The 24,460-nt window shown below is 66.0% G+C and carries 19 protein-coding genes and 1 tRNA gene; 10 read left to right on the top strand and 10 right to left on the bottom strand.

The window, feature by feature from the left end:
• The first annotated feature begins 11 nt into the window (after positions 1 to 11).
• The 6 genes from CON76_RS06870 (at position 12) to coaBC (ending at position 5,829) form a co-directional block, all read left to right on the top strand.
• Complete coding sequence (locus tag CON76_RS06870; RefSeq protein WP_101102628.1) at positions 12 to 1,004, top strand: acetyl-CoA carboxylase carboxyltransferase subunit alpha; 993 nt, start codon at positions 12 to 14, stop codon at positions 1,002 to 1,004.
• The gene (tilS, locus tag CON76_RS06875; protein ID WP_101102629.1) at positions 1,004 to 1,996 is read left to right on the top strand and encodes a tRNA lysidine(34) synthetase TilS; all 993 of its coding nucleotides are present in this window, start codon (positions 1,004 to 1,006) and stop codon (positions 1,994 to 1,996) included. The genes CON76_RS06870 and tilS overlap by 1 nt, the downstream gene beginning before the upstream one ends.
• A 45-nt stretch (positions 1,997 to 2,041) precedes the next feature.
• Complete coding sequence (locus CON76_RS06880; RefSeq protein ID WP_101102630.1) at positions 2,042 to 3,307, top strand: aspartate kinase; 1,266 nt, start codon at positions 2,042 to 2,044, stop codon at positions 3,305 to 3,307.
• 55 nt (positions 3,308 to 3,362) lie between these two features.
• Positions 3,363 to 3,455, top strand: a tRNA-Ser gene (locus tag CON76_RS06885).
• Between the two features lie 162 nt (positions 3,456 to 3,617).
• Complete coding sequence (gene xerD, locus CON76_RS06890; protein WP_101102644.1) at positions 3,618 to 4,559, top strand: site-specific tyrosine recombinase XerD; 942 nt, start codon at positions 3,618 to 3,620, stop codon at positions 4,557 to 4,559.
• 40 nt (positions 4,560 to 4,599) lie between these two features.
• Entirely contained in the window at positions 4,600 to 5,829 is a 1,230-nt protein-coding gene (coaBC, locus tag CON76_RS06895; protein ID WP_101102631.1) for a bifunctional phosphopantothenoylcysteine decarboxylase/phosphopantothenate--cysteine ligase CoaBC, read from the top strand.
• A gap of 76 nt (positions 5,830 to 5,905) precedes the next feature.
• Here coaBC and crcB read toward each other — a convergent pair whose 3' ends face one another.
• Positions 5,906 to 6,307 (bottom strand): fluoride efflux transporter CrcB, encoded by a 402-nt coding sequence (crcB, locus tag CON76_RS06900; RefSeq protein WP_205758198.1) that lies wholly within the window; start codon positions 6,305 to 6,307, stop codon positions 5,906 to 5,908.
• A gap of 16 nt (positions 6,308 to 6,323) precedes the next feature.
• Positions 6,324 to 7,226: a recombination-associated protein RdgC gene (locus tag CON76_RS06905; protein ID WP_240592795.1), complete on the bottom strand. Its 903-nt coding sequence runs from the start codon at positions 7,224 to 7,226 to the stop codon at positions 6,324 to 6,326.
• 49 nt (positions 7,227 to 7,275) lie between these two features.
• On the opposite strand from CON76_RS06905, the gene CON76_RS06910 reads away from it, so the two are divergent.
• Positions 7,276 to 8,730, top strand: a complete 1,455-nt coding sequence (locus CON76_RS06910; protein WP_145995366.1) for a hypothetical protein — start codon at positions 7,276 to 7,278, stop codon at positions 8,728 to 8,730.
• Between the two features lie 16 nt (positions 8,731 to 8,746).
• Here the strand turns inward: CON76_RS06910 and CON76_RS06915 are convergent, their stop codons facing one another.
• Both CON76_RS06915 and prmB read right to left on the bottom strand, forming a co-directional pair.
• Positions 8,747 to 10,762: an ABC-F family ATP-binding cassette domain-containing protein gene (locus CON76_RS06915; RefSeq protein ID WP_101102633.1), complete on the bottom strand. Its 2,016-nt coding sequence runs from the start codon at positions 10,760 to 10,762 to the stop codon at positions 8,747 to 8,749.
• Positions 10,759 to 11,694 (bottom strand): 50S ribosomal protein L3 N(5)-glutamine methyltransferase, encoded by a 936-nt coding sequence (prmB, locus tag CON76_RS06920; RefSeq protein WP_101102634.1) that lies wholly within the window; start codon positions 11,692 to 11,694, stop codon positions 10,759 to 10,761. Before prmB ends, CON76_RS06915 begins: the two co-directional genes overlap by 4 nt.
• Positions 11,695 to 11,776: 82 nt before the next feature.
• On the opposite strand from prmB, the gene CON76_RS06925 reads away from it, so the two are divergent.
• Positions 11,777 to 13,756 (top strand): methyl-accepting chemotaxis protein, encoded by a 1,980-nt coding sequence (locus CON76_RS06925; RefSeq protein ID WP_101102635.1) that lies wholly within the window; start codon positions 11,777 to 11,779, stop codon positions 13,754 to 13,756.
• Here the strand turns inward: CON76_RS06925 and dapE are convergent.
• From dapE to CON76_RS06955, 6 genes are all read right to left on the bottom strand, one after another.
• Entirely contained in the window at positions 13,744 to 14,913 is a 1,170-nt protein-coding gene (dapE, locus tag CON76_RS06930; RefSeq protein WP_101102636.1) for a succinyl-diaminopimelate desuccinylase, read from the bottom strand. The two genes, CON76_RS06925 and dapE, sit on opposite strands and share 13 nt — an antisense overlap.
• Positions 14,914 to 14,922: 9 nt before the next feature.
• Positions 14,923 to 16,092, bottom strand: a complete 1,170-nt coding sequence (locus CON76_RS06935; protein WP_240592797.1) for a PilT/PilU family type 4a pilus ATPase — start codon at positions 16,090 to 16,092, stop codon at positions 14,923 to 14,925.
• A gap of 65 nt (positions 16,093 to 16,157) precedes the next feature.
• Positions 16,158 to 16,991 carry a 2,3,4,5-tetrahydropyridine-2,6-dicarboxylate N-succinyltransferase gene (gene dapD / locus CON76_RS06940; protein ID WP_101102638.1) on the bottom strand — a complete coding sequence of 278 codons (834 nt, stop codon included), beginning with the start codon at positions 16,989 to 16,991 and terminating at the stop codon, positions 16,158 to 16,160.
• A 10-nt stretch (positions 16,992 to 17,001) separates the two neighbouring features.
• The gene (gene dapC, locus CON76_RS06945; protein ID WP_101102639.1) at positions 17,002 to 18,249 is read right to left on the bottom strand and encodes a succinyldiaminopimelate transaminase; all 1,248 of its coding nucleotides are present in this window, start codon (positions 18,247 to 18,249) and stop codon (positions 17,002 to 17,004) included.
• A 22-nt stretch (positions 18,250 to 18,271) separates the two neighbouring features.
• A complete protein-coding gene (locus CON76_RS06950) occupies positions 18,272 to 18,901 on the bottom strand; it encodes a sensor histidine kinase (RefSeq protein ID WP_145995367.1) in 630 nt (209 codons plus the stop codon).
• A gap of 6 nt (positions 18,902 to 18,907) precedes the next feature.
• The gene (locus CON76_RS06955) at positions 18,908 to 20,539 is read right to left on the bottom strand and encodes a response regulator (RefSeq protein ID WP_169929006.1); all 1,632 of its coding nucleotides are present in this window, start codon (positions 20,537 to 20,539) and stop codon (positions 18,908 to 18,910) included.
• A 130-nt stretch (positions 20,540 to 20,669) separates the two neighbouring features.
• Between CON76_RS06955 and smc the strand changes: the two genes are divergently transcribed.
• Positions 20,670 to 24,194, top strand: a complete 3,525-nt coding sequence (gene smc / locus CON76_RS06960) for a chromosome segregation protein SMC (protein ID WP_101102642.1) — start codon at positions 20,670 to 20,672, stop codon at positions 24,192 to 24,194.
• Between the two features lie 59 nt (positions 24,195 to 24,253).
• The coding region (locus CON76_RS06965; RefSeq protein ID WP_205758199.1) for a hypothetical protein at positions 24,254 to 24,460 on the top strand (207 nt) is incomplete at its 3' end.

The following is a 24,460-nucleotide window of genomic DNA, read 5'->3' on the forward strand; positions in this document are numbered from 1 at the left end:
GGAGCCCGACCGTGGCCAAAAAAAACTTTCTCGACTTTGAACAACCGATTGCCGAACTCGAAGGCAAGATCGAAGAGCTGCGCTGCATGCAGTCCGACTCCAGTGTCGATATTTCGTCCGAAATTGAACAGCTGGGCAAAAAAAGCCAGCAACTGACCAAAGACATTTACAGCCAGCTCAATGCTTGGCAAATCACCAAAGTGGCCCGCCACAGCGACCGGCCTTACACGCTGGATTACGTGCGCGAATGTTTTACCCACTTTACCGAACTGCACGGCGACCGCCATTTTGCCGACGACCTGAGCATTCTGGGCGGGCTGGCGCGTTTCAACGGCCAACCCTGCATGGTGCTGGGGCACCAAAAAGGCCGCGACACCAAAGAGCGCACCGTGCGCAACTTTGGCATGACCCGCCCCGAAGGCTACCGCAAGGCGCTGCGCCTGATGAAATTGGCCGAGAAATTTGGTTTGCCGGTGTTCACCTTCGTCGATACGCCCGGTGCTTACCCCGGCATTGATGCAGAAGAACGCGGCCAGTCCGAAGCCATTGGCCGCAACATCTTCGAAATGGCGCAACTCGAAGTGCCCATCATTTCCACCATCATTGGCGAAGGTGGCTCGGGCGGCGCGTTGGCCATTGCTGTGGCCGACCAAGTGCTGATGCTGCAGTACTCGGTCTATTCCGTCATCAGCCCCGAAGGGTGCGCCTCCATCCTCTGGAAAACCAGCGACCGCGCCAGCGAGGCCGCTGAAGCCTTGGGCATCACCGCGCCGCGCCTCAAGACTCTGGGGCTGGTGGACAAGATTGTGAGCGAGCCGGTGGGCGGCGCGCACCGCGACCCGGCGCACATGGGTGCTTTGCTCAAGCGTGCCTTGAGCGACGTTTACCGCCAAGTGGCCGACTTGTCGGTGGACGAGCTGCTGGAACGTCGTTACGCACGCCTGAACAGCTATGGCCGCTTCAGCGATGGCAAGGCACCACGCGGTGCCAGCAAAGCCAATTGATGTCTGGGTTGGGTGAGCCTTTCGGCTTGCCAGCGTTGCGGGCTTGGGCACAACGCCACGCGCGTTTGGGTGCCGATGCGCCTGAAGCTGCGGTTCCGTGGGCGGTGGCGTACAGCGGTGGGGCCGATTCCACCGCCTTGCTGCTGGCCGCGCAGGCGCTGTGGCCTGGGCGGGTGCAAGCCTTCCACGTCCACCACGGCTTGCAGGCCGCTGCCGACGGGTTTGAAGCCCATGCCCGCGCTTGTTGTGCGCGCTGGGGCATTGCGCTGCACGTGGCCCATGTACAGGCCTGTCACTCACTGGGTGAAAGCCCCGAGGACGCGGCGCGCCGCGCCCGCTACCGCGCCCTGGCCGATATGGCCCGGTGCCACGGTGCCCACTGGGTGCTGCTGGGCCAGCACGCGCAAGACCAACTGGAAACCCTGCTGCTGGCACTCAGCCGTGGGGCCGGTTTGCCGGGTCTGGCGGGTATGCCCGAGGCCATGCAGCGCCACGGCGTGGCTTTCGGTCGGCCTTGGCTGGCGCTGGACGGGCAGGCGCTGCGCGCGCACCTGGACGCACACGCCGTGCCCTACATCACCGACCCCACCAACGCCGACCCGCGCTACACCCGCAACCGCATCCGCGCCCAAGTGTTGCCTGCATTGCAGGCGGCGTTTCCGGCCTGCCTGGACACCTTTGCCCGCAGTGCGCGCCACGCCGCTCAGGCCCAGACCCTGCTGCACGAGGTGGCGGTGCAGGACTTGGCCACGGTGGGCGATCCGCCCCGCATCCGCGCCTTGCAGGCCTTGAGCCACGCACGCCAGGCCAACGTGTTGCGCCACTGGTTGCGCCAAGGCTGGAACGCCAGCCCCAGTGATGCCCAGTTGCGCGAAGCCCTGCGCCAGGTGGCCGTTTGCACCACACGTGGCCACCGCTTGCACCTCAAACTGGCCCACGGTTACGTGACGCGCGACGGCGACGCGCTGCGCTACACCCCCACGCCGGTATAATTTCACGGTTTTTTCATCTTTTCCAACCCCCAACCATTACTCCCGATGGCACTGATCGTTCACAAATACGGCGGCACCAGCATGGGCTCGACCGAGCGCATCCGCAACGTCGCCAAGCGTGTCGCCAAGTGGCACCGCGCCGGTCACCAAATGGTGGTCGTGCCCAGTGCCATGAGCGGCGAAACCAACCGCCTGCTCGGCCTGGCCAAAGAACTGGCCCCCGCCAAGCCCGGCACCGCTTATGGCCGCGAACTCGACCAACTGGCCGCCACCGGCGAGCAAGCGTCGTCCGCTCTGCTGGCCATTGCATTGCAAGGCGAGGGCATTGAGGCCGTCAGCTTCTCGGGCTGGCAAGTACCCATCAAAACTGACAACAGCTACACCAAGGCCCGCATCGAGTCCATTGACGATGTGCGTGTCAAGGGCGAGCTCAACGCGGGCAAAGTCGTCATCATCACCGGCTTTCAGGGCATTGACCCCGAAGGCAACGTGACCACGCTGGGCCGTGGCGGCTCCGATACCTCCGCCGTGGCCGTGGCCGCCGCCATGGGTGCCGCCGAATGCCTGATTTACACCGACGTGGACGGCGTGTACACCACCGATCCGCGCGTGGTGCCCGAAGCGCGCCGCATGGGCCGCGTCAGCTTTGAAGAAATGTTGGAAATGGCCAGCATGGGCTCCAAAGTGCTGCAAATCCGCTCGGTGGAGTTTGCGGGCAAATACCGTGTGCCGCTGCGCGTGCTCTCCAGTTTCACGCCCTGGGACATCGACCTGAACGAAGAAGCCCGCTCGGGCACCCTGATCACTTTTGAGGAAGACGACACCATGGAACAAGCCGTTGTTTCCGGCATTGCTTTCAACCGCGACGAGGCCAAGGTCTCCGTGCTGGGCGTGCCCGACACCCCCGGCATCGCGTACCAAATTTTGGGCGCCGTGGCCGATGCCAAGATCGAGGTCGATGTCATCATCCAGAACGTGAGCAAGGACGGCAAGACCGACTTCAGCTTCACCGTCAACCGCAACGACCTGGCCAAGACGCTGGATCTGCTGAAAGACAAAGTGGTGCCGCAACTGGGCGCCGCCGAAGTGCTGGGCGACGCCCGCATCTGCAAGGTGAGCATTGTGGGCATCGGCATGCGCAGCCACGTGGGTGTGGCCAGCCGCATGTTCAAGTGCCTGAGCGACGAGAACATCAACATCCAGATGATTTCCACGTCCGAGATCAAGACCTCGGTGGTGCTGGACGAGAAGTACATGGAGCTGGCCGTGCGTGCGTTGCACCGCGAGTTTGGCCTGGACCAGGCCCAGTAAGGAATTTGCCCCGGCCCCAAAAATGCCCCTGTTTTGAGGCATAATAATGGCTTACGGAGCGATGACCGAGTGGCCGAAGGTGCTCCCCTGCTAAGGGAGTATGGGATGTAGAGTCTCATCGAGGGTTCGAATCCCTCTCGCTCCGCCAAAATCAAGACCCATCCAGCAGCAATGTTGGATGGGTTTTTTGTTGTCGGTTTGTTGTGGATCCTTGCCCATGCCGCACACCCCAAAACTCTCCAGCCGTACCGCCACCGATGTTACCGACGAAGCCGACGTGCAGTTCACCACCCGGCGGGCCGACACGTCGATGTTGGATCCGAAGGCGTGGGCCGCCAGCCAGGCCGCAGCCGAACGCTTCACCGACGCGCTGTGGCTGCAGGAAGGGCTGGCGCAAAACACGCTGGACGCCTACCGGCGCGACCTGTTGCAACTGGCGCGCTGGCTGTCCGACACCGGCCCCCAGGGTGTGCGCGCCGGGGCCGGGCCGCTGGCGCTGGACGACGTGGGCGAGGCCGAGTTGCGCGCCTTTCTGGCGTTCGAGCTGGGCACCACGCGCACCAGCACCGCCAACCGGCGCCTGACGGTGTTCAAGCGTTACTTCCGCTGGGCGCTGCGCGAAGGGCTGGTGGCCGCCGACCCCACGCTCAAGCTGCTGCAGGCGCACCAAGGGCCGCGCGTGCCGCGCACCCTGACCGAGACCCAGGTCGAGCGCCTGTTGCAAGCGCCGCCGGTAGACCAGCCGCTGGGCCTGCGCGACCGCGCCATGCTGGAGCTGATGTACGCCAGCGGCCTGCGTGTGACCGAGCTGGTGTCGTTGCAGGTGCTGGAATTGAGCCTACCCGACCAGGTGTTGCGCATCCGGGGCAAGGGCGACAAGGAGCGCCTGGTGCCGTTTGGCGACGAGGCGCAGCTGTGGCTGCAGCGTTACCTGCGCGAGGCCCGGCCCGCGATCCTGAAAGGCCGTATGACGCACGACGTGTTCGTCACCAACCGGGGCAGCGCCATGAGCCGCATCATGTTCTGGTTGCTGGTGAAGAAATACGCCCAGGCGGCGGGCGTGACGGTGCCGCTGTCGCCGCACACACTGCGCCATGCCTTTGCCACCCATTTGCTCAACCACGGCGCCGACCTGCGCGCGGTGCAGCTGTTGCTGGGCCACGCCGACATCTCGTCCACCACCATCTACACCCACGTGGCGCGCGAGCGGCTCAAGCTGCTGCACGCCAAGCACCACCCACGCGGGGCGTAGCGGGCAGTGGGCCGATGGGCAGGTGGTACATTCTGGCCCCATGAAAGACCTTGCAGGTAAACACATTGTTTTGGGCCTCTCTGGGGGCATTGCGTGCTACAAATCGGCGGAATTGTGCCGCTTGCTCACCAAGGCCGGTGCCACGGTGCAGGTGGTGATGACGGGCGCAGCGGCGCAGTTCATTACCCCGGTGACGATGCAAGCTTTGAGCAACCGCCCGGTGGTGTTGAGCCAGTGGGACGCGCGCGAGCCCAACAACATGCCGCACATCAACCTGGGGCGCGAGGCCGATGCCATCCTGATCGCCCCGGCCAGCGCCGACCTGATGGCGCAGTTGGTGCAAGGCCGGGCCGCCGATTTGCTCACGCTGATGTGCCTAGCGCGCCCACTGGAGCGGGTGCCGCTGTTGTTGGCCCCGGCCATGAACCGCGAGATGTGGTCGCACCCCGCCACGCAGCGCAACGCGGCGCAGCTGCGTGCCGATGGCGCGGTCGTGCTGCCGGTGGGGCAGGGCGCGCAGGCGTGTGGTGAAACGGGCGACGGGCGCATGCTGGAGCCCGAGGACATTGTGGACGAGTTGGTGGCGCACTTCCAACCCAAGGTGTTGCGCGGTCAGCGTGTGCTGGTCACGGCGGGGCCGACGTTCGAGGCCATCGACCCGGTGCGTGGCATCACCAACCATTCGTCGGGCAAGATGGGTTTTGCGGTGGCGCGTGCCGCACGCGAGGCCGGGGCCGAGGTCACGTTGGTGGCCGGGCCGGTGCATTTGCCCACCCCGCGTGGGGTGCGGCGGATCAACGTGCAATCGGCGTTGCAGATGCAGGCGGCGGTGCAGGCCGAGATCGCCCAGGCCACGGTGTTGGTGGCCGCAGCGGCGGTGGCCGACTGGCGGCCCGCCACCAGCGCCGAGCACAAGATTAAGAAAGACGGCAGCGGCTTGCCACCTGCGTTGCAGTTTGTGGAGAACCCCGACATTCTGGCCGGGGTGGCCGCCAGTGAGCGCGCGCGCAGTGGCCAGTTGTTCTGCGTCGGGTTTGCGGCGGAGAGCCACGATCTGGAAGCCAACGCGCAGGCCAAGCGTCTGCGCAAGCAGGTGCCGCTGCTGGTGGGCAACATTGGCCCGGCCACGTTTGGCCAAGACGACAATGCGCTGCTGTTGGTCGATGCGCATGGGACACAAGCGTTGCCCCACGCCAACAAGTTGGTGCTGGCGCGTCAGTTGGCGGCCGAGATCGCGCGGCGCTTGCCCGCCAAGGCCGTGGCGGCCTGAGTCTGCCCCGTCGGATATCTGCGGCGGTTGGGATGGCGCCTGCAGCGGTGCGCTTGTCGGTGGCTCGGGGGCGACTTCAGGTACGCACCGGCCACCACGCCTGCGCGCAGGCCATGCCCGCGCCCGTCAGCAGCAGCGAGCCCAGCACGTGCAGCAGGCTGTGGCTGGCGGCCAGGCCCCAGCGGCCATGCTGCAGCAGCGCCACCGCCTCGGCCGAGAACGACGAGAATGTGGTCAAGCCTCCCAGCAAACCGGTGACGATGGCCAGCCGCCACACCGGATCCAGCGGGTTGTGCTGCTGGAAGAACACCACCGCCACACCGATGGCGTAGGCGCCCAGCCAGTTGGCCAGCAGGGTGCCCCACGGCAGCCAGTGCCCCGCGCTGTTGAGCCCCAGCCGCCAGCGCAGCAGCGCGCCCACGCTGGCACCGCTGGCAATGGCGAGCGTTTGCAAGAGCGGCGTGCTGGCGCTGCTCATCGGGCGGGCGGGTGGATCAGGCCAGCAGCTCGCCGCCCAGCGCGGCGATCAGGTCGGTAATCAGCGGGCCGAGTTCGCCGGTGGCGATGGCCACGTCGGCGTCAAAGCCGCTGGCGTCCTGGGCGCTGGCGTGCGTGTCCACCACGCCGTCGAGGAAGGTGATCTTGCGCAGCTGCAGCCCTTCGGTCAGCACCAGGCCGACGCGGCCTTCCCAATCCAGCGCCAGTTTGGTGGGGAGTTTGCCCTGCGCGATGTGGCGGCGCATTTCCTCGTCTTCTAGGTGGTGGCGCGTGAACTTGACCACCGATTGCATGGCATCGGTGGATTTGAGTTCGACCTCGTGGCCCGGTGCAAAATGGTCGGGCCAGTCGTCGGGGGTGCCGCTGAGCCACTGGGTCATGGCCGCTTGTGGGGCCACTTGGGTGTTGAGCAGGCTCAGGTGCAGGCCGGGGCAGGCTTGCGTGAGCGCGGTGGTGACGGCGTCGGCCTTGCTCTGGCTGGCGGTGTCGAGCACCAGCAGCTGCGCCTGGAGGTCGAGCCAGACCAGCACGCTGCTGCTCTTGGCAAAGGCCATCGGCAGCAGTTCGTGTACCAGATCGTCGCGCAGCTCGCGGCTTTCCTTGCGGCCGGGTTTGCGCCCGGTGGTGGCTTCGATCTGGGCGATGCGTTCCTCGAGGTGGCGCTTGACCACCGAGCCGGGCACGGACTTGCTCTCGAGCATGAAGCGCAGGATGCGCTGGCCGCCGACGAGCTCTACCAGCGCGGTGTGTTTGTCGCCGCGCGGGGGCAGCCAGCCCAGGGATTGTTCCTGCGTGGCGCCACAGGGTATAAAGGGCGCCTGGGCCAGCGCGTCTTCCATGTCTTCTACCGTGGCCGACCAGCCGGCGCCGATGCGGTAAATGATTGCGTTTTTGAACACGGGTTTCCTTTGCAACACCGCCGTGGAGCGGCGGCGGGGGTAGAGTTTAATGACTATTTCGTCGGTTCCGCCGGGTGGCGGTGGGGTGGGGGTGGCCATGCCGGGGGCGGCAGCGGCGGGCACGGCGTTGTCCACAGCGCAATTGGCGTTGCAGCGGCAGGGACAGTTGTTGGCGGTGGCCTCGGGCGGTGGTGCCGCGTTGACGGCAGAGTCGGACGCTGCTGCGTTGCCGCCCGCATTTGCCTTGCCCGATGCGGCGGTGCCGCTGCCCCCGGCCACGGGTTTGCCGCTGCCCGCGCGGGCCGGGGTGCTGGAGTTGCTGTCGCCGCAGTTGCGGCAGTGGTTGCAGCAGGTGGCGCCGGGGTCGGCTTCTACCGCCGGTGCGGCGACGGGAACGGCGGGTGTGCCACCGGGGGCTGCGGTGGGGGCGGGCGTGGGCGGCTGGTCGTCGCAGCCGCAGCTGGCGGCGCCCACGCAGGCCGGGGGCGCCGTGGCCCAGCACACGGGGCCGTTGTTGCCGCCGTGGCCCACGCAGGGGGTGCCACCGCCGGTGCTGGCGGCCACCGAGCGCCTGTTACAAGCGGTGTGGCCTGCGCCTGTATTGACGTCTGGCGTGGTGTCTGCAGCGGGGGCGGCGCTGGCGTCCGGTCGGGCCGCGGCGACGTCTGGCCCGGGTAGCCCGGCGGCCAGCAAGGGCAAGTCCGGTGCAGGCCTGCTGGAGGGGCTGGTTGCACCACAGCCGCCGGTGCAGGATGCCGTGCTGGAGGCGGCAGGCACCGCGCCACCCCGTGCCGACGGCGCAGCGGCGGGCCTGCGCCTGCTGGGGATGCAGCCCTGGCCCGCGCCCCTGTGGCAGGCGCTGGTGGCGGTGGCCGATGGCAAGGCCGAACCGCTGCCGCACGGTGCCGCGCCCGCCGGGCAGGCCGCGTTGCCCCCCTTGCACGCAGGCTGGACGCAGCACGCCCAGCTCAAGACCCCCGATGGCCTGCACAGCGTGCTGTTGACCCTGCGCCTGCCGCTGGCGTGGGTGCAGCAGCACGCGCAGGCACTGCAACGCAGCGGCTGGCTGTTACCTTTTTCAGAATCGCCACGGATCAGCAGCGCCGCGGGCACCGGCACCGCCAACGCGGGGGCTGGCCCGTTGCTGGTGGCGCCCGACAAGACGCTGGTCAGCGCAGGGGTGTGGGCGCTGGTGCTGCAGATGGCCGATGCGCCCGCCGTGAGTGCCCTGTTGTGGTTGGAGCTGGGGCCGCCGCGCGACTGGCCGTCCAGCTACGGCGGGCGCGACGTGTTCCAGCCGCGCAGTGTGAGCGATCCGTGGTTGCAGCAGGCGCAGCTGTTGGCGGCGGAGCGCCCCCAGCGTCACCCCGACCCTGGCGGCAAGGCGCCACCCCTGTGCGACACACCGGGGTGTCCTTACCAGGGGCAAGTGGCCTGTCCGCAGCCGTTTTGCCCCGCGTTGGCGCAAGTGCCCGCTACTGGGCCGGTGCCTGCGTTGGGTTGATGTCGGCTGGAGTTGCTCAGGCGGCGGTGGTTTCGATCTGTTCAATGGCTTCGGAGACTTCCAACCAGCGTTCTTCGGTGCTTTCCTTTTCGGTGGCCAGCGCCTTGAGGCGTTTGCCGATTTCGGCCATTTCGCTGCCGAGCAGGGGTTCGAGCAGGCGTTGTTGCAGTGCCTGGTCTTCGGCATCGAGCGCGGCCATGCGTTGCTCCAGCGCAGCGAGTTCTTTTTTCCAGGGTTTGGTTTTTTCGGCCAGTTGCTGGCGGCGTTGGGCATCGAGACGGCGCTGTTCCGCCGGATTGACGGTGGGTGTGGACGCGCGCACCGCGTCGCTGGCTGCGTTGCCATTGCCGCTGCCACTGGTGGAGCTGGCCTTGCTCTGCGCGGCTTGGGCCGACACCGCCTCGCGCTTTTGTTTGGCCACGTCCAGCAGGTAACGCTGGTAGTCGTCCAGATCGCCATCGAACGGGGCGATGCCGCCGTGCGAGACCAGCCAGAACTCGTCGCAGACCGAGCGCAGCAGCGCGCGGTCGTGGCTGACCAGCATCACAGTGCCCTCAAATTCGTTCAGCGCCATGGCCAGCGCCTCGCGGGTGGCCAAGTCGAGGTGGTTGGTGGGTTCGTCCAACAGCAGCAGGTTGGGGCGCTGCCAGACGATCATGCACAGCACCAGACGGGCTTTTTCGCCACCGCTCATGCTGCCCACGGCTTGCGCCACCATGTCACCGCTGAACTGGAAGCGCCCGAGGAAGTTGCGCAAATCTTGTTCGCGGGTGGCTTGGCCGCTCAGGGCACCGGCGGTCTCGGTGTCGCGCGCCAGCCGGATCATGTGGGCCAGCGGGGTGTCGTCGGGGCGCAGCACGTCCAGTTCTTGCTGGGCAAAGTAGCCGATGTTGAGGCCTTTGCCTTCGGTGATGTGCCCGGTCAGCAGTGGCAGCGCGTGCGCCACGGTCTTGACGAAGGTGGACTTGCCCTGGCCGTTGGCCCCCAGGATGCCCAGCCGTTGTCCGGCCAGCACCGAGCGGGTGACGTTGTGCACGATGGTGGTGGCGGTGCCATCGCTGGTGCGGTAGCCAAACGCGGCTTCGCGCAAGCTCAACATGGGGTTGGGCAGTTGCGCCGGTTCGTCGAATTCGAGCTGGAATTCGGCCTCGGCCAGCACCGGGGCGATTTTTTCCATGCGCTCCAGCGCCTTGACCCGGCTTTGGGCTTGTTTGGCTTTGGTGGCCTTGGCCTTGAAGCGGTCGATGAACTTTTGCAGGTGCGCGATTTTGTCCTGCTGGCGCGAGAACGCGGCCTGCTGCTGGCTCATCTGTTCGGCGCGCATGTCCTCAAAGCGGCTGTAGTTGCCGCCGTAGCGCGTGAGTTTGCCCTGGTCGATGTGCAGCGTGACTTGCGTGACCGCGTCCAGAAATTCGCGGTCGTGGCTGATGACGAGCAAGGTGCCGGTGTAGCGTTTGAGCCAGCTTTCCAGCCACACCAGAGCGTCCAAGTCCAGGTGGTTGGTGGGTTCGTCCAGCAGCAGCAAGTCGCTGGGGCACATCAGCGCGCGCGCCAGTTGCAGCCGCATGCGCCAGCCGCCCGAAAAGCTGTTGACGGGCCGATCCAACTCGTTGACCTGAAAGCCCAGCCCCAGCAGCAACGCCTGTGCGCGCGCCGGGGCATCGTGGGCACCTGCGTCGTGCAACGCGGTGTAGGCGTGGGCCATGTCCTCGCCGTTGCCACTGGCTTCCGCCTGGTGTACCGCTTGTTGTGCGGCCAGCAAACGGGTGTCGCCTTCCACCACAAAGGCGGTGGCGGGTTGCTCGGTTTCGGGCATGTTCTGGGCCACTTGGGCCACTTCCCACGTGCGTGGCCACGCAAAGTCGCCGCTGTCTTCGTGCAATTGGCCCAGCAGCAGCGCAAACAGGCTGGATTTGCCCGCGCCATTGCGCCCCACCAAGCCTATGCTTTCACCGGGGTTGAGGGTGGCGCTGGCGCTGTCGAGCACGACTTTGGTGCCCCGGCGCAGGGTGACGTTGCGCAAGGTGATCATGCCAGCACCCCTTGGGTGGCAGCCCAGTCGCTCAGGGCTTCGTGGGTGAGCAGCAGCACCGGGCCTTCGCCCGAGGTGGTCTCGGGCCAGTAGGCCAGCAGGGTCGGGAAAGCGCGCTCGAAGTGTTCGCGTTCGTTGCCGATTTCCAGCACCAGCACCGCGTGTTCGTTCATGTGCGCCAGCGCGTGGGCCAGCAGATGGCGCACAAAGTCCATGCCGTCGTGGCCGCCTTGCAGGCCGCCGTCGAGCGAGATCAGCGGCTCGGCGCGGTACTCGGGCGGCAGCGCGTCCATGCCGGTGCGGCTGACATAGGGCGGGTTGCACAGGATCAAGTCGTAGCGTTCGGGCAGCTTGGCCCAGCCGTCGGACTCCAGCAGCCGAATGCGCTCTTGCAAGCCGTGTTGCTCCACGTTGATGCGGGCCACGGCCAGCGCGTCGGGCGAGATGTCGGCGGCATCGACCGTGACTTCGGGCCACGCCAGTGCCGCCAGCACCGCCAAGCTGCCGTTGCCGGTACACAAGTCCAGCACGCGGTGGGTGTGCGCGCCCAGCCACGGGTCGATGGACTCGGCCCCTTCGGCGTTGGCAATCAGTTCGGCAATAAAGCTGCGCGGCACGATGACGCGCTCGTCCACATAAAACGGCACGCCTTGCAGCCAAGCCTGGCGCGTCAGGTAGGCCGCAGGCTGGCGTGTGGTGATGCGGCGCTCGATGAGGGCCTGGACGGCGGCGTGCTGCTCGGCACTGACGGGCTGGTCGGCCAGTGCATCCAGGTCGCTGTCCAGCGGCAAGCCCAGCTGCCACAGCACCAGCCAGGCGGCTTCGTCGTGGGCGTTGGTGGTGCCGTGGCCGTAAGCCAATGCTGCGCCTTCCAAGCGCGTGTGGGCTTGCTGCAACAGCGCAAATAAGGTGGTACGGGTATCGGTTTGCATAATTATTTCACTTTTGCGTTTGTGTCGATCTTGTGATAGCATGGAAAGTTAACCAAAAAACACCAAGAATCACACAAACAACATGTCACAGACAAAAAAATACCAAAACCTCGGGTTGGGGCAAAAGCTGGCATTGACCAACTTTGTGTTGGTATCCATTGTGTTGGCGGTTTTAATCGGCTTGATCGGATTTTTTGTTTCCAAAAACATCGAAAAAAGGGCGGAGGACGAGCTGGGCCAAAACCTGCAAATGTTGGTGGGATTTTTGCAGGCCAGCCACACCGATCTGTACCGGCGCACCGAATTTTTGGCCCAAAGTTTCTCCCGCAGCTTGTCGGGCGATTTTGTGGCCACCGGCAACCAGGTGCAGATCAAAGACAAGTCAGTGCCGGTGCTCCAGTTGAATGGCGTGGCCCTCAACTTGAATTATCCCGCAGTGGACAGCTTTACCGCCAACACGGGGGCAGTGGCCACGGTGTTTGTCAAGGATGGCGATGATTTTGTGCGTGTCACCACTTCGGTCAAAAACGAGCAAGGTGAACGTGCCGTGGGCACCGTGTTAGACCGGGCGCATCCAGGCTACCAAAAAGTCAGCCGTGGCGAGTCTTACATGGGCATGGCCACGTTGTTTGGCCGCCGTTACACGACGCGCTACGACCCCATCCGCGATGCGAGCGGCCAAGTGGTGGGCATTTTGTTCATTGGGTTGGATTTTTCGGAGTTTTTTGCGCATTTGAAGGAATCGATCAAAAAACTCACAGTGGGCACGTCCGGTTATTACTACATTCTGGATGCCAAACCCGGCAAAAATTTGGGCACATTGGTGGTGCATCCAGTATCGGAAGGTAAAAACCTGTTGGATGTGCAGGATGCCGATGGCCAATTGTTCATCCGTACCATGCTGGAACAAAAAAACGGTACGCTGTACTACAACTGGATGAACGCTGGTTCCAATGAAACAGCGCCTCGGCGCAAGTTGGCGGCTTATGCGCATTACCCCGATTGGGACTGGGTGATTGCCGCCGGTACCTACGTGGAGGAATACACCGCGCAGGCGCGCCAGTTGATCCTGTGGTTTGCCGGGTTGGGGTTGCTGGCGGTGGCGTTGCTGGCGGCGGCATGGTTTGTGTTCATCCGCCGCATGATCGTGTTGCCGATTGGACAGGCTTGTGCCGTGGCCCAGACGCTGGCAGCGGGCGATTTGTCGGGCCATTTGGCCGAATCGCGTCACGATGAAATTGGTGAACTGCTGCACGCCATGAACAGCATCGGCGAAGGCTTGACCCGTGTGGTGTTGACGGTGCGCACTGGCTCGGAAAGCGTGGCCTTGGCCAGTGCTGAAATTGCCCAGGGTAACCAAAACCTGAGCCACCGCACCGAAAGCCAGGCCAGCGCGCTGGAGCAAACCGCCGCCTCGATGGAAGAGTTGGGCAGCACGGTCAAAATCAACGCCGACCACGCGCAAACGGCCAACTACTTGGCACAAGATGCCAGCCGGGTGGTGGTGGACAGCGGCGAGGTGGTGCAACAAGTGGTCCACACCATGAAGGGCATTGAAGCCAGCAGCAACCAAATTGCGGAAATCATCAGCGTGATCGATGGCATCGCTTTCCAAACCAACATTCTGGCGCTGAACGCAGCGGTGGAAGCCGCACGTGCGGGCGAAAACGGGCGTGGCTTTGCCGTGGTGGCCAGCGAGGTGCGCGCCTTGGCGGGCCGCTCGGCCCAGGCGGCCAAAGAGATCAAAAACCTTATCACCGACAGCGTGGGCCAAATCAAACAAGGTGGCGTGCTGGTGGAGCAGGCCGGGGTCAGCATGCAACGGGCGATTGCTGAAATTCAGCGCGTGACTTCACTGATGCGCGAAATCAGCAACGCCAGCCACGAGCAAAGTGCGGGCGTGCGTCAAATTGGTGAAGCGATTACGCACATGGACGAAACCACCCAGCAAAATGCCACGCTGGTGGAAGAAATGGCTTCGGCAGCCAACAGCTTGAAGCAACAAGCGGACGATCTGGTCAAGACCGTCTCGGTGTTCAAGTTGTCCAGTTACACGCGCTGAGTGGCGAGGTTTTCCAGCACACGCCGGTAAATGTTTTTTAGCGGCTCGATGTCGGCCAGCGCCACGCATTCGTTGATCTTGTGGATGGTGGCGTTGGGCGGGCCCAGTTCAATCACCTGCGGGCAGACTTGCGCGATGAAGCGCCCGTCGCTGGTGCCGCCGGTGGTGGACAGTTCGGTGGTGAGACCTGTTTCGGCCTGAACGGCACGGCACACCGCATCGACCAGCGTGCCGGGGCGGGTCAAAAAGGGCAGGCCGCCCACGACCCAGTTCAGGGTGTAGTCGGTGCCCGCTTGCAGGCCGTGGCGGGCCAGGATGTTGGCCACGCGCTGTTGCAGGCCGTCGGCGGTGCTTTCGGTGCTGAAGCGGAAGTTGAAATCGACCACCACGGTGCCGGGAATGACGTTGCTGGCACCCGTACCGGCGTGGATGTTGCTGACCTGCCACGTGGTGGCGGGGAAGAAGTCGTTGCCGTCGTCCCAACGCGTGGCCACCAGTTCGGCCAGCGCAGGGGCCAGCAGGTGGATGGGGTTGCGCGCCAGGTGTGGGTAGGCGATGTGGCCTTGCACGCCGTGGACGGTGAGCTTGCCGCTCATGGTGCCCCGGCGGCCATTTTTGATCATGTCGCCCGTGCGTTCGACCGAGGTGGGTTCCCCCACGATGCAGTAATCCAGCCGTTCACCCCGGCGTTGCAATTCGCGGCATACCACCACGGTGCCGTCCACGCCGGGGCCTTCCTCGTCGCTGGTGAGCAAAAAAGCGATGTTCAGGTTGGGCTGGGGTTGTGCGGCGATGAATTCCTCGCACGCGACGACCATCGCGGCCAGCGAGGTTTTCATGTCACTGGCACCGCGTCCGTACAACATGCCGTCGCGGTGGGTGGGCGTGAAGGGTGGGCTGTCCCATTGCTCCAGCGGGCCGGTGGGCACCACGTCGGTGTGGCCAGCCCACACCAGTGTGGGTGCGTTGGGCGTGGCACCGGGGCGTTTGGCCCACAGGTTGCTGACGCGGAAGGTGTCGGGGCCGCTGTCCATGCGTTCGCACACAAAACCCAGCCGTTGCAGGCGTTGGGTGATCAGTTCCAAACAGCCTGCGTCTTCGGGGGTGACGGAGGGGCGGGCGATCAGGGCTTCGGTCAGGCGCAGGGTGGCGTTCATAGGGGGGATTCAGTGTGGCGATGGCAGGGTGAAGTCGGCAAACGACAGCGGGGCTTTGTCGGCGTTAGCGCCGGGGCCAGCAGGGGTGTCCGCGTTGGTGCTGGCCGCGTGTTTGGCCGCCAGCGCGGCGGCCTCGTTTTCCAAACGCCACATCAGGTTGTTGGGCGAATCGGCGTAGGCAATGCCTTCCTCGCGGCTGACTTGGCCGGACACGATCAGACGCGCAATGTCGGCCTCAAAGGTCTGTGATTCCTCTGACATCGATTTTTCCAATGCCTCGCGCACGCCAAAAAAGTCACCGTTTTCGATCAGTTCGCGTGTCAGACGGGAGTTGACCAACACCTCCACCGCTGGGGCGCGTTTGCCATCCACCGTGCGCAGCAGGCGTTGCGAGACGATGGCGTTGAGCGCCGAGGCCAGGTCGTTGAGCATGGAGGGGCGCACTTCCACTGGGTAGAAGTTGAGAATGCGGTTGAGGGCTTGGTAGCTGTTGTTGGCGTGCATGGTGGCCAACACCAGGTGGCCGGACTGGGCGTAGGAAATGGCCGCCGACATGGTGCTGCGGTCGCGAATTTCGCCAATCAGGATCACATCGGGGGCTTGGCGCAGCGCATTTTTGAGCGCAATCTCCAGTGTGGCGGTGTCGGTGCCGATCTCGCGCTGGTTGACGATAGATTTCTTGTTGTGGAACAGAAATTCCACCGGATCCTCGATGGTCAAGATATGGCCGGAGACGCTCTCGTTGCGGTGGTCCAGCAGCGCCGCCAGCGTGGTGCTTTTGCCCGAGCCGGTGGCCCCCACCACCAGCATCAAGCCGCGTTTGGCCATGATGAGCTTGGGCAACACCTCGGGTATTTTGAGCGATGCAATGGGGGGAATATCGACGCTGATGAAGCGGATGACGACGGCGTAGCTGCCGCGCTGGCGCATGGCGCTGATGCGGAATCGCCCGGCACCCGCCACGGGCACCGCCACGTTGAGTTCACCCGTGTTTTTCAGCTCTTGCACCTGCTCGGGCGTAATCACTTCGCTGAGCAATTGCAAGGCCCCGTCGGTGGGCAGCGGTTGGGTGTTGACCGGCACGCACACCCCGTTGATTTTGATGGTGATGGGGGCGTTGGCCGACATGTACACGTCGGACGCTTTCTGTTCTGCCATCAAACGCAGGATTTTTTCCATGTTGCCGGACATACGTGGCCTCTGGCTGCGGGGTGAACGGGGTGGGCAAGTGGCTGGCGCTGGAATCAGTCGCGCAGCAGGTCGTTGATGCTGGTCTTGGCGCGGGTTTGCGCATCCACGCGTTTAACGATGATGGCAGCGTACATGCTGTACGGTGCGCCGTTGGCGGCGGTTTTGGGCAGGTTGCCGCTGACCACCACCGAGCCACTGGGGACGCGGCCATAGCTGATTTCGCCGGTAGCGCGGTCAAAAATCGGGGTGCTTTGGCCCAGGTACACGCCCATGCCCAGCACGGAATGTTCTTCGACGATCACGCCTTCCACCACCTCGGAACGCGCGCCGATGAAGCAGTTGTCTTCGATCACCGTTGGGTTGGCTTGCAACGGCTCCAGCACACCGCCAATGCCCACGCCACCGCTGAGGTGGACGTTCTTGCCAATTTGCGCACAGCTGCCCACGGTGGCCCACGTGTCCACCATGGTGCCTTCGTCCACATAAGCGCCGATGTTGACGTAAGACGGCATCAAAATCGCGCCCTTGGCGACGAAACTGCCACGGCGGGCCACAGCCGGGGGCACCACACGTACGCCAGTGGCAGCCAGTTCTTGCGGGCTGAGGTGGGCAAACTTGGTGGGCACTTTGTCGTAAAAGCCCAAGTCGCCTGCGGCAATGACTTCGTTGTCTTTCAAGCGGAAGGACAGCAGCACAGCCTTCTTGATCCACTGATGAACGGTCCACTGGCCCACACCTTCGCGGGTGGCCACGCGCAGCTTGCCGCTGTCGAGCTGGTTGATGACGTGTGCCACGGCTTCTTGCACTTCCGCTGGGGCGGTGGCGGGCGAGAGCTGGGTACGGTTGTCCCAGGCGTTGTCGATGATTTGTTGCAGTTGTTGGGTCATGGTGCTGTTGTCAGTTGGGGGATTGGATGAATTGGACGATGCGGCGGGCAGCTTCGGCACATTCGGCGGTTTCGGCCACCAGTGCCATGCGCACGCGCTGCGCGCCGGGGTTGAAGCCCTGCGCTTCGCGGGCCAGGTAGCTGCCTGGCAACACAGTGACATTGTATTGAGCGTACAAAGCCCGTGCGAAGTCGGTGTCGCTGCCGCCGGTGGTGCCGCCAAATGCGGGCGGCACTTCGGCCCAGAGGTAAAAACCCGCATCGGGCAGGGCTACGTTCATGGCGCTGGCCAGGATGGGCGTGACCTCGGCAAATTTGGCGCGGTATTGGGCGCGGTTGTCGATGACGTGCTGCTCATCGAGCCAGGCGGCGGCGCTGGCGCTTTGGATCACGGTGCTCATGGCGCTGCCGTGGTAGGTGCGGTACAGCGTGAAGGCCTTGAGCAGTTCGGCATCGCCTGCCACAAAGCCGCTGCGCAGGCCGGGGACGTTGCTGCGCTTGGACAGGCTGGTGAGCGCGATCAGGTTCTTGAAGTCGCTGCGGCCCAGCTTGGCAGCGGCTTCCAAGCCGCCCAGCGGGGCTTCGTCGCGGAAGTAGATTTCGCTGTAACACTCGTCCGAGGCGATGACGAAGCCGTACTTATCGCTCAATTCGAACAGCATCTGCCACTCGTCCAGCGGCATCACCGCGCCGGTGGGGTTGCCCGGCGAGCAGGTGTAGAGCAGTTGCGTGCGTTGCCAGATGTGCTCGGGCACGCTGGCCCAGTCCACCGCAAAGTTGCGCGCTGGGTCGCTGGGGGCAAACCACGGTTGTGCGCCTGAGAGGTACGCCGCGCCTTCGTAAATTTGGTAAAACGGGTTGGGGCAGACCACCACTGGCTCGGTGCCGTCGGCCCGGTCAGCAAAAGCGCGTGGGTTGACAACCACTTGGGCCAGCGCAAACAGCGCCTCGCGCGAGCCCAGCACCGGCAGGATCTGCGTGGCGGGGTTGAGCGTCAGGCCGTAGCGGCGCTGCACCCAGGTGGCGCAGGCTTGCTTGAGTTCGGGCGTGCCAGCGGTGGCGGGGTAGGTGGCCAGACCGCCCGCCGGGGCTTGCACGGCATCGCACAGCGCGTCCTTGAGCAAGGCGGGCGTGGGATGACGCGGTTCACCAATCCCCAAGCTGATGGGGCGGTAGGCCGGGTTGGGTGTGACGCTGCCCAGCAACTGGCGCAGGCGTTCAAACGGGTAGGGTTGCAGGCGGGAAAGCAGGGGGTTCATGGCGTGGAGGTGGAGGCAAGGTTCAGGGCAGGATCAGCGAAAACACGGCCTGGTCGGTGTTGAGTTCCAGTCGGGTGCAGCCGTGCTGGCCCTTGTTGTGGTGCGCGGCGGCCACGGCCTCGCACACACTCAGCCCCAGGCCGGTGCTGTGGCGGTCGTGATCAGGGGTGTCACTGTGGTCAGGCGGTAGGTCGTTGGCAATTTGCAGGCACAGCCCTTCGGGCACCGTGAGGGCCTGCAACTGCACGCGCTGGTGTGCGAACTTGCAGGCGTTGTGCAGGCTGGCGTCCAGCGCCAGGCGCACCAGGTCGCGGTCAAAGAACCAGCCCGCCGGAGCGTTGCCGGGCAGCACCTCGATGGTCACGCCCTGCGGCGCAAACAGGCGCGCCAGCGCCACCGCCTCGTCCAGCGTTTCGGCCAGCATGGCGTAGTCCGACATGGCGTGCAGCTTGCCCGCGCGCGCCTTGGCCGTGACGAGTTGCCCGGTGAGGTTGCGCAGCACGGCGGCGGTCTGTTCGCGCGCGCGCAGCATGTGGGCCTTGGCCTCGGGGCTGGCGTGGTGGTCGCAGGCGGTCTCGAGTTCTTCCTCGATCACGGCCAGGTGGTTCTTCAGGTCGTGGACCCAGGCCAGAAAAGCGGTGTGTTCCATCATAGGTGTTCAGGCGTCCCGGGCTTTTTTCATGGCGGCGCCCAGGGTGGGCAGGTACTTGGCCAGGGCGGTCAGGTCGGTGCTGATGGCCTTGAGCGCCACCAGGTAGTTCACGGCCTCGGCGTAGGCGGCCAGCTGCACCGGGCGGTCGGTGGCGGCCAGCAGCCGGATCAGGCACTGCACCTTGAGCATGTGCACCGACGGGTTGTGCGGCGCTTGCTCCAGCAGCCGGTTGACGCGGTCCAGCGCGGCTTGTGCCCCCTGGTTAATAAGCATGCCCACGGTCTGCTTGAGCTCGTCGGCAAAGGCGTGCGCGGTCTTGTCCACCAGCAGCTCAATCTTGGCCTTGAGTGGCGTGTGGTCGGCGCTGGTGCGGATTTGCTTGAGGTGGATTGGCTCGGCGTGAAAGTCGCGCGTGAGCTCCTGCGTCAGGCGCTCGGCCTCGGGCTCCTGCGCCGCCATGCAGAAGGCGGTCAGGCACACCATCTTGGCCTCGGTGTCCAGCGGCACGCGGTCGAGCTCGCTGGTCAGTTGCTGCAGCAGCGGCTCGCTGTCGGCGTTGCGGTGCTGCCAGAGCTGGGCCTGGGCCTCGATGGCGATCAGCACCAGGCGCGCGGCGGCGTCGCCCTTGAACTGTTCGCGGTAGGCGGGCAGCAGCTCCAGCGCGCGTCTGGGGTTGTCGTGGTGGATGTAGGCCTGCAGCAGCGTGGCCACGTCCTCGATGCGGGCCTGCGTGGGCAGCGCGCTGTGGCTGGAGGCCTTGCTGAAGGCCTCGAAGGCGGTCTCGGTGTCGCCGATGGCCAGCGCCTTCTTGCCGATGGACAGGTTGCGCCGCCCTGACGGGATGATGTCGGCGGCCTGCTGCGCCACGGCCAGGGCCTGCTCGGGGCGGCCCGTGGCCTCGAAGATGTCCACCAGCAGGTCGCAGGCGCCAATCAGGTCGGGGTACTGCGCGCGCAGCTCCAGCGCCACGCCTTCGGCGGCGGCCAGCTCGCCCAGGCCCTTGAGGGCGCGCGCGCGCGCCAGCTGGGCAAAGGGCAGGTCGGAGTGCTGGGCCAGCAGGTCGTCGTAGAGCGCCAGCGCCTCGCCAAAGCGTTCCTTGCGCAGCAGCAGCTTGCCCTTTTGCTTGGCGGCCTCAATGTGGAACGGGCCGCGCGCGTCGTAGATGGCGCTGGCGGCCTGCAGTGCGGCCTCGACCTGGCCGTGGTCGAGCGCGTCGTAGAACGGCTGCAGCGCCTGGCGCTTGGCCAGCGCGCGCTGGAAGCGCTCCAGCAGCACCTTGCTGGAAAAGGGCTTGATGATGTAGTCGTCGGGCGCGTCGTCGGCGGCCACCGAGACCAGGTTGTGCCCGCTCTCGGCCGTCACCATGATCCAGACCGTGGACGAGGGCAGCAGGCCTTGCTCCTTGGCCTGTTCCAGCACCTGCTGGCCGTTGGGGCCGCGCCCCAGGTTGTAGTCGCACACCACCAGGTGGAATTTTTCGGCGCGCAGTTTGTTGAGCGCCTCCTCGCCCGAGCTGGCGGGCACCACGTACTTGATGTTGAGCGTGGTCAGCTGCTCGCGCAGCAGCCCGCGCATGGGCGCCATGTCGTCGATCAGCAAAACGTGGTGGTCGGACAGCGGAGGGGGTGGCAGGGGCATGGGCAATGGGCGTGAATCGGGCGCGACCGGGCCGGTCTGGGGCGCCATTATCGGTGTTTGCGGCGGTGGCGCCACTACACTATGGCACTTTTGCCGTCCGTTGGCGGCCCGATACCGCTGTTTCCGTCCTGTGCGCCTCCATACCCTCAAACTTTCAGGCTTCAAGTCGTTTGCCGAACCCACCACGCTGCACCTGCCGGGCCAGCTGGTGGGCGTGGTCGGCCCCAATGGCTGCGGCAAGTCCAACATCATGGACGCCGTGCGCTGGGTGCTGGGCGAGTCCAAGGCCAGCGAACTGCGCGGCGAGTCGATGCAGGACGTGATCTTCAACGGCACCACCACGCGCAAGCCCGCCAGCCGCGCCAGCGTGGAGCTGGTGTTCGACAACGCCAGCCAGCGCGCCGGTGGCCAGTGGAACCAGTACGCCGAGATCGCCGTCAAGCGCGTGCTCACGCGCGACGGCACCAGCACCTACTACATCAACCAGCAGGCGGTGCGCCGCCGCGACGTGCAGGACGTGTTCCTGGGCACCGGGCTGGGGCCGCGCGCCTACGCCATCATCGGCCAGGGCACCATCAGCCGCATCATCGAGAGCCGCCCCGAGGAGCTGCGCCTGTTCCTGGAGGAGGCGGCGGGCGTGTCCAAGTACAAGGAGCGCCGCCGCGAGACCGCCAACCGCCTGGCCGACACGCGCGACAACCTGACCCGCGTGGAAGACATCCTGCGCGAACTCAATGGCCAGTTGGCTAAGCTGGAGCAACAGGCCGAGGTGGCCAGCCGCTACCACGCGCTGCAGACGCGCGCCACCTTGCGCCAGCAGCAACTGTGGTGGCTCAAACGCCGCGACGCCGCCGCCGAGCTGGCCCAGGTGCAGGCCGCCGGCCGTGAGGCTGTGAACGCGCTGGAGGCCCGTCTGGCCGACCTGCGCCGCGTGGAGGCCGAACTCGAGACCCTGCGCCAGGCCCACTACGACGCGGGCGAGGGCGTGAACCAGGCCCAGGGCCAGCTCTACGAGGCCGGGGCCGAGGTGGCGCGGCTGGAGGCCGAAATCCGCTACGTGGTGGAAGGCCGCCAGCGCGTGCAGCAGCGCCTGCTGCAACTGCAGGCCCAGCAACAGGACTGGGCCGCGCGCCAGGAGGCAGCTCTGGCCGAGCTCGACACCCTGGCCGAAACCGCCGCCAGCACCAGCGAACAGCACGAACTGCTGCAGGCCCAGCACGAGGAACAGGCCGATCGCCTGCCCGAACTGGAAGACGCCCTGCGCCAGGCCCAAGGCCGTGCCCAGCAACAGCGCCACGGTGCGGCCCAAATCCAGCAAACCCGGCACGTGCTGGCGGCCGAACAGCGTGGCCTGCAGGAACAAGACCGCCAGCTGCGCCAGCGCCACGCGCGCCTGAGCCACGACCGCGCCACCCTGCGCCTGCCCGACGCCGCCGCGCTGGCCCAGACTGCGCAACAGGCGCAAGATGCGCAGCACGAACACGCCACCGCCCAGGCCCGCCTGGAGGCGCTGCAAGTCCAGCAAACCGACGCCGAAGCCCAGCGCCGCGCCGCCCAGGCCCGCGTCACGCACGAACACCAGACCCTGGCCGACGTGTCCGCCCGCCTGCAGGCCCTGCAAGCGCTGCAGCAGCAGGTGCAGACCGACGGCAAGCTGCAACCCTGGCTGCAGCGCCACGGCCTGCACGACCTGCCCGCGCTGTGGCGCCAGCTGCAGGTGGAACCCGGTTGGGAAAACGCGCTCGAGGCCGCCCTGCGCGAGCGCATGGGCGCGCTGCCGGTGTCGGCCTGGGCGCAAGTGGCCGCGCTGGCCAGCGACGCCCCCCCGGCCAAGCTCGCCTTCTTTCACGCGCCCGATGCGCCGCCACCGCTGGCCCCCGACCACCTGCCCGGCGCGCTGCCCCTGGCGCGCCAGCTGCGCCTGCACGACGCCACCTTGCACGGCCTGCTGGCGCACTGGCTGCACGGCTGCCACACCGTGGCCACGCTGGCCGACGCGCTGGCGCTGCAACCCCAGCTCCAGCCCGGCCACACCCTGTTCACGCCCGAAGGCCACGCCGTGGGCCGCTACCACGTCGGTTTCTACGCCCCCGACAACGCCCAGGCCGGCCTGCTGGCGCGCGCGCATGACATCGACAACCTCGACAAGCAGCAGCGCGCCCAGACCCTGCTGCACGAGGAAGCCAGCCGCCAGCTCCAGCGCACCGAAGCCACCTGCACCGAGCTGCAACAGCAACTCGCCCAGGCTCGGCGCGCCGCCACCGACGCCCAGCAACGCCTGCACCGCGCCGAACTCGACGCCCAGCGCCTGGCCCAGCTCGACGCCCAGGGGCGCGAACGCAACGCCCAGCTCGCGCAAGAGCTGGCCGAACTCGAACACCAGCTCGAAGCCCTGCAGGAACGTGGCCTGGAGGCCGAAGCGCAGCTCGACGAACTCGAACACCAGCTCACCGCCCAGCAGGCACAGCAGCTGGCGCTGGACGACGCCGTCACCAGCGCCGAACGCCGCCTGACCCAGGCGCGCGAACAACTGCGCACCCTGGAGCGCCAGGCGCAGGAAAGCGCCTTTGCCCAGCGCAGCCTGGACGCGCGCCGCCTTGAGCTGCAGCGCGCCGCCGATACCGCCACCCAGCAACAGCGCACCCTGGCCGACGACACCCAACGCGCGCACGATGAACTGGCGCGCTTGTCCGACGCCGCCGCCCAGGGCGGGTTGCAGGCCGCACTCGACGCCAAGCTGCAGCGCGAACGCGATCTGGCCGCGCAGCGCAGCCGCTACGACGCACTGACCGTGCAACTGCGCGCCACCGACGAACGCCGCCAGACGCTGGAGCGCGAGCTCGAACCCCTGCGCGCTCGCATCACCGAATGCCAGCTGCAGGAGCAAGCCGCCCAGCTCGGGCTGGAGCAATACGCCCAGCGCCTGGCCGAAGCCGGGGCCGACCTCGACGCGCTGGCCACCAGCATCGAGCAGGACGGCATCCGCCTGCAGGGCTTGCAAGCCGAGATTGACCGCTGCCAGCGCGACATGGCCGCCCTGGGCGCCGTCAACCTGGCCGCGCTGGACGAACTGGCCGCCGCGCGCGAACGCCAGCAGTTCCTGAGCGAACAGTCCACCGACCTGCACGACGCCATGCGCACGCTAGAGGACGCGATCGCCAAGATCGACGCCGAAACGCGCCAGCTGCTGGGCCACACCTTCGACACCGTCAACCAGCACTTTGGCCGCATGTTCCCCGAACTGTTTGGCGGTGGTCAGGCCCGGCTGGTGATGACGGGCGACGAAATCCTCGACACCGGCGTGCAGGTGCTGGCGCAGCCGCCCGGCAAGAAGAACCAGACCATCCACCTGCTCTCGGGCGGCGAGAAAGCCCTGACCGCCATTGCGCTGGTGTTTGCCATCTTCCAGCTCAACCCGGCGCCGTTTTGCCTGCTTGACGAGGTGGACGCGCCGCTGGACGACAGCAACACCGAGCGCTACGCCCGCCTGGTGACCCAGATGAGCCGCGAGACCCAGTTCCTCTTCATCAGCCACAACAAGATCGCGATGGAAATGGCACAACAATTGATTGGTGTCACCATGCAGGAGCAAGGCGTTTCGCGCATGGTGGCCGTGGACATGGAAACCGCCCGTGGCTGGACGCCCAGCGCCTGAGCCCGCCGCCACCACCGCCGCACCCCACAGAAAGAAGACCGATGGAGTTCAACTCTTTGATGACTGGCCTGTTCATATTGGGCGGGGCCCTGATTGCTGGCCTTGTGCTGTACGACCGCTGGTACCTGCCGCGCCGCCTGCGCCCGCGCCCGGGGCCGGTGCGCCACGTCAGCGTGCCCGCCAGCGGCCCCGACACCGCCCACCAGCCGCCTGAGCCCGTGCCCGAGCCCGCCACCGAGTACCACGACTACCCCGAGCCCGAAACC

The sequence above is a fragment of the Macromonas bipunctata genome, assembly GCF_002837135.1.
GTDB classification, from domain to species: Bacteria; Pseudomonadota; Gammaproteobacteria; order Burkholderiales; family Burkholderiaceae_C; genus Macromonas_A; species Macromonas_A bipunctata.

Coding starts and splice junctions, on each gene's coding strand:
- tilS (WP_101102629.1), top strand. CDS start 1,004: ATGTCTGGGTTGGGTGAGCCTTTCGGCTTGCCAGCGTTGCGGGCTTGG.
- CON76_RS06880 (WP_101102630.1), top strand. CDS start 2,042: ATGGCACTGATCGTTCACAAATACGGCGGCACCAGCATGGGCTCGACC.
- xerD (WP_101102644.1), top strand. CDS start 3,618: ATGTTGGATCCGAAGGCGTGGGCCGCCAGCCAGGCCGCAGCCGAACGC.
- coaBC (WP_101102631.1), top strand. CDS start 4,600: ATGAAAGACCTTGCAGGTAAACACATTGTTTTGGGCCTCTCTGGGGGC.
- crcB (WP_205758198.1), bottom strand. CDS start 6,307: ATGAGCAGCGCCAGCACGCCGCTCTTGCAAACGCTCGCCATTGCCAGC.
- CON76_RS06910 (WP_145995366.1), top strand. CDS start 7,276: ATGACTATTTCGTCGGTTCCGCCGGGTGGCGGTGGGGTGGGGGTGGCC.
- CON76_RS06915 (WP_101102633.1), bottom strand. CDS start 10,762: ATGATCACCTTGCGCAACGTCACCCTGCGCCGGGGCACCAAAGTCGTG.
- prmB (WP_101102634.1), bottom strand. CDS start 11,694: ATGCAAACCGATACCCGTACCACCTTATTTGCGCTGTTGCAGCAAGCC.
- CON76_RS06925 (WP_101102635.1), top strand. CDS start 11,777: ATGTCACAGACAAAAAAATACCAAAACCTCGGGTTGGGGCAAAAGCTG.
- dapE (WP_101102636.1), bottom strand. CDS start 14,913: ATGAACGCCACCCTGCGCCTGACCGAAGCCCTGATCGCCCGCCCCTCC.
- CON76_RS06935 (WP_240592797.1), bottom strand. CDS start 16,092: ATGGAAAAAATCCTGCGTTTGATGGCAGAACAGAAAGCGTCCGACGTG.
- dapD (WP_101102638.1), bottom strand. CDS start 16,991: ATGACCCAACAACTGCAACAAATCATCGACAACGCCTGGGACAACCGT.
- dapC (WP_101102639.1), bottom strand. CDS start 18,249: ATGAACCCCCTGCTTTCCCGCCTGCAACCCTACCCGTTTGAACGCCTG.
- CON76_RS06950 (WP_145995367.1), bottom strand. CDS start 18,901: ATGATGGAACACACCGCTTTTCTGGCCTGGGTCCACGACCTGAAGAAC.
- CON76_RS06955 (WP_169929006.1), bottom strand. CDS start 20,539: ATGCCCCTGCCACCCCCTCCGCTGTCCGACCACCACGTTTTGCTGATC.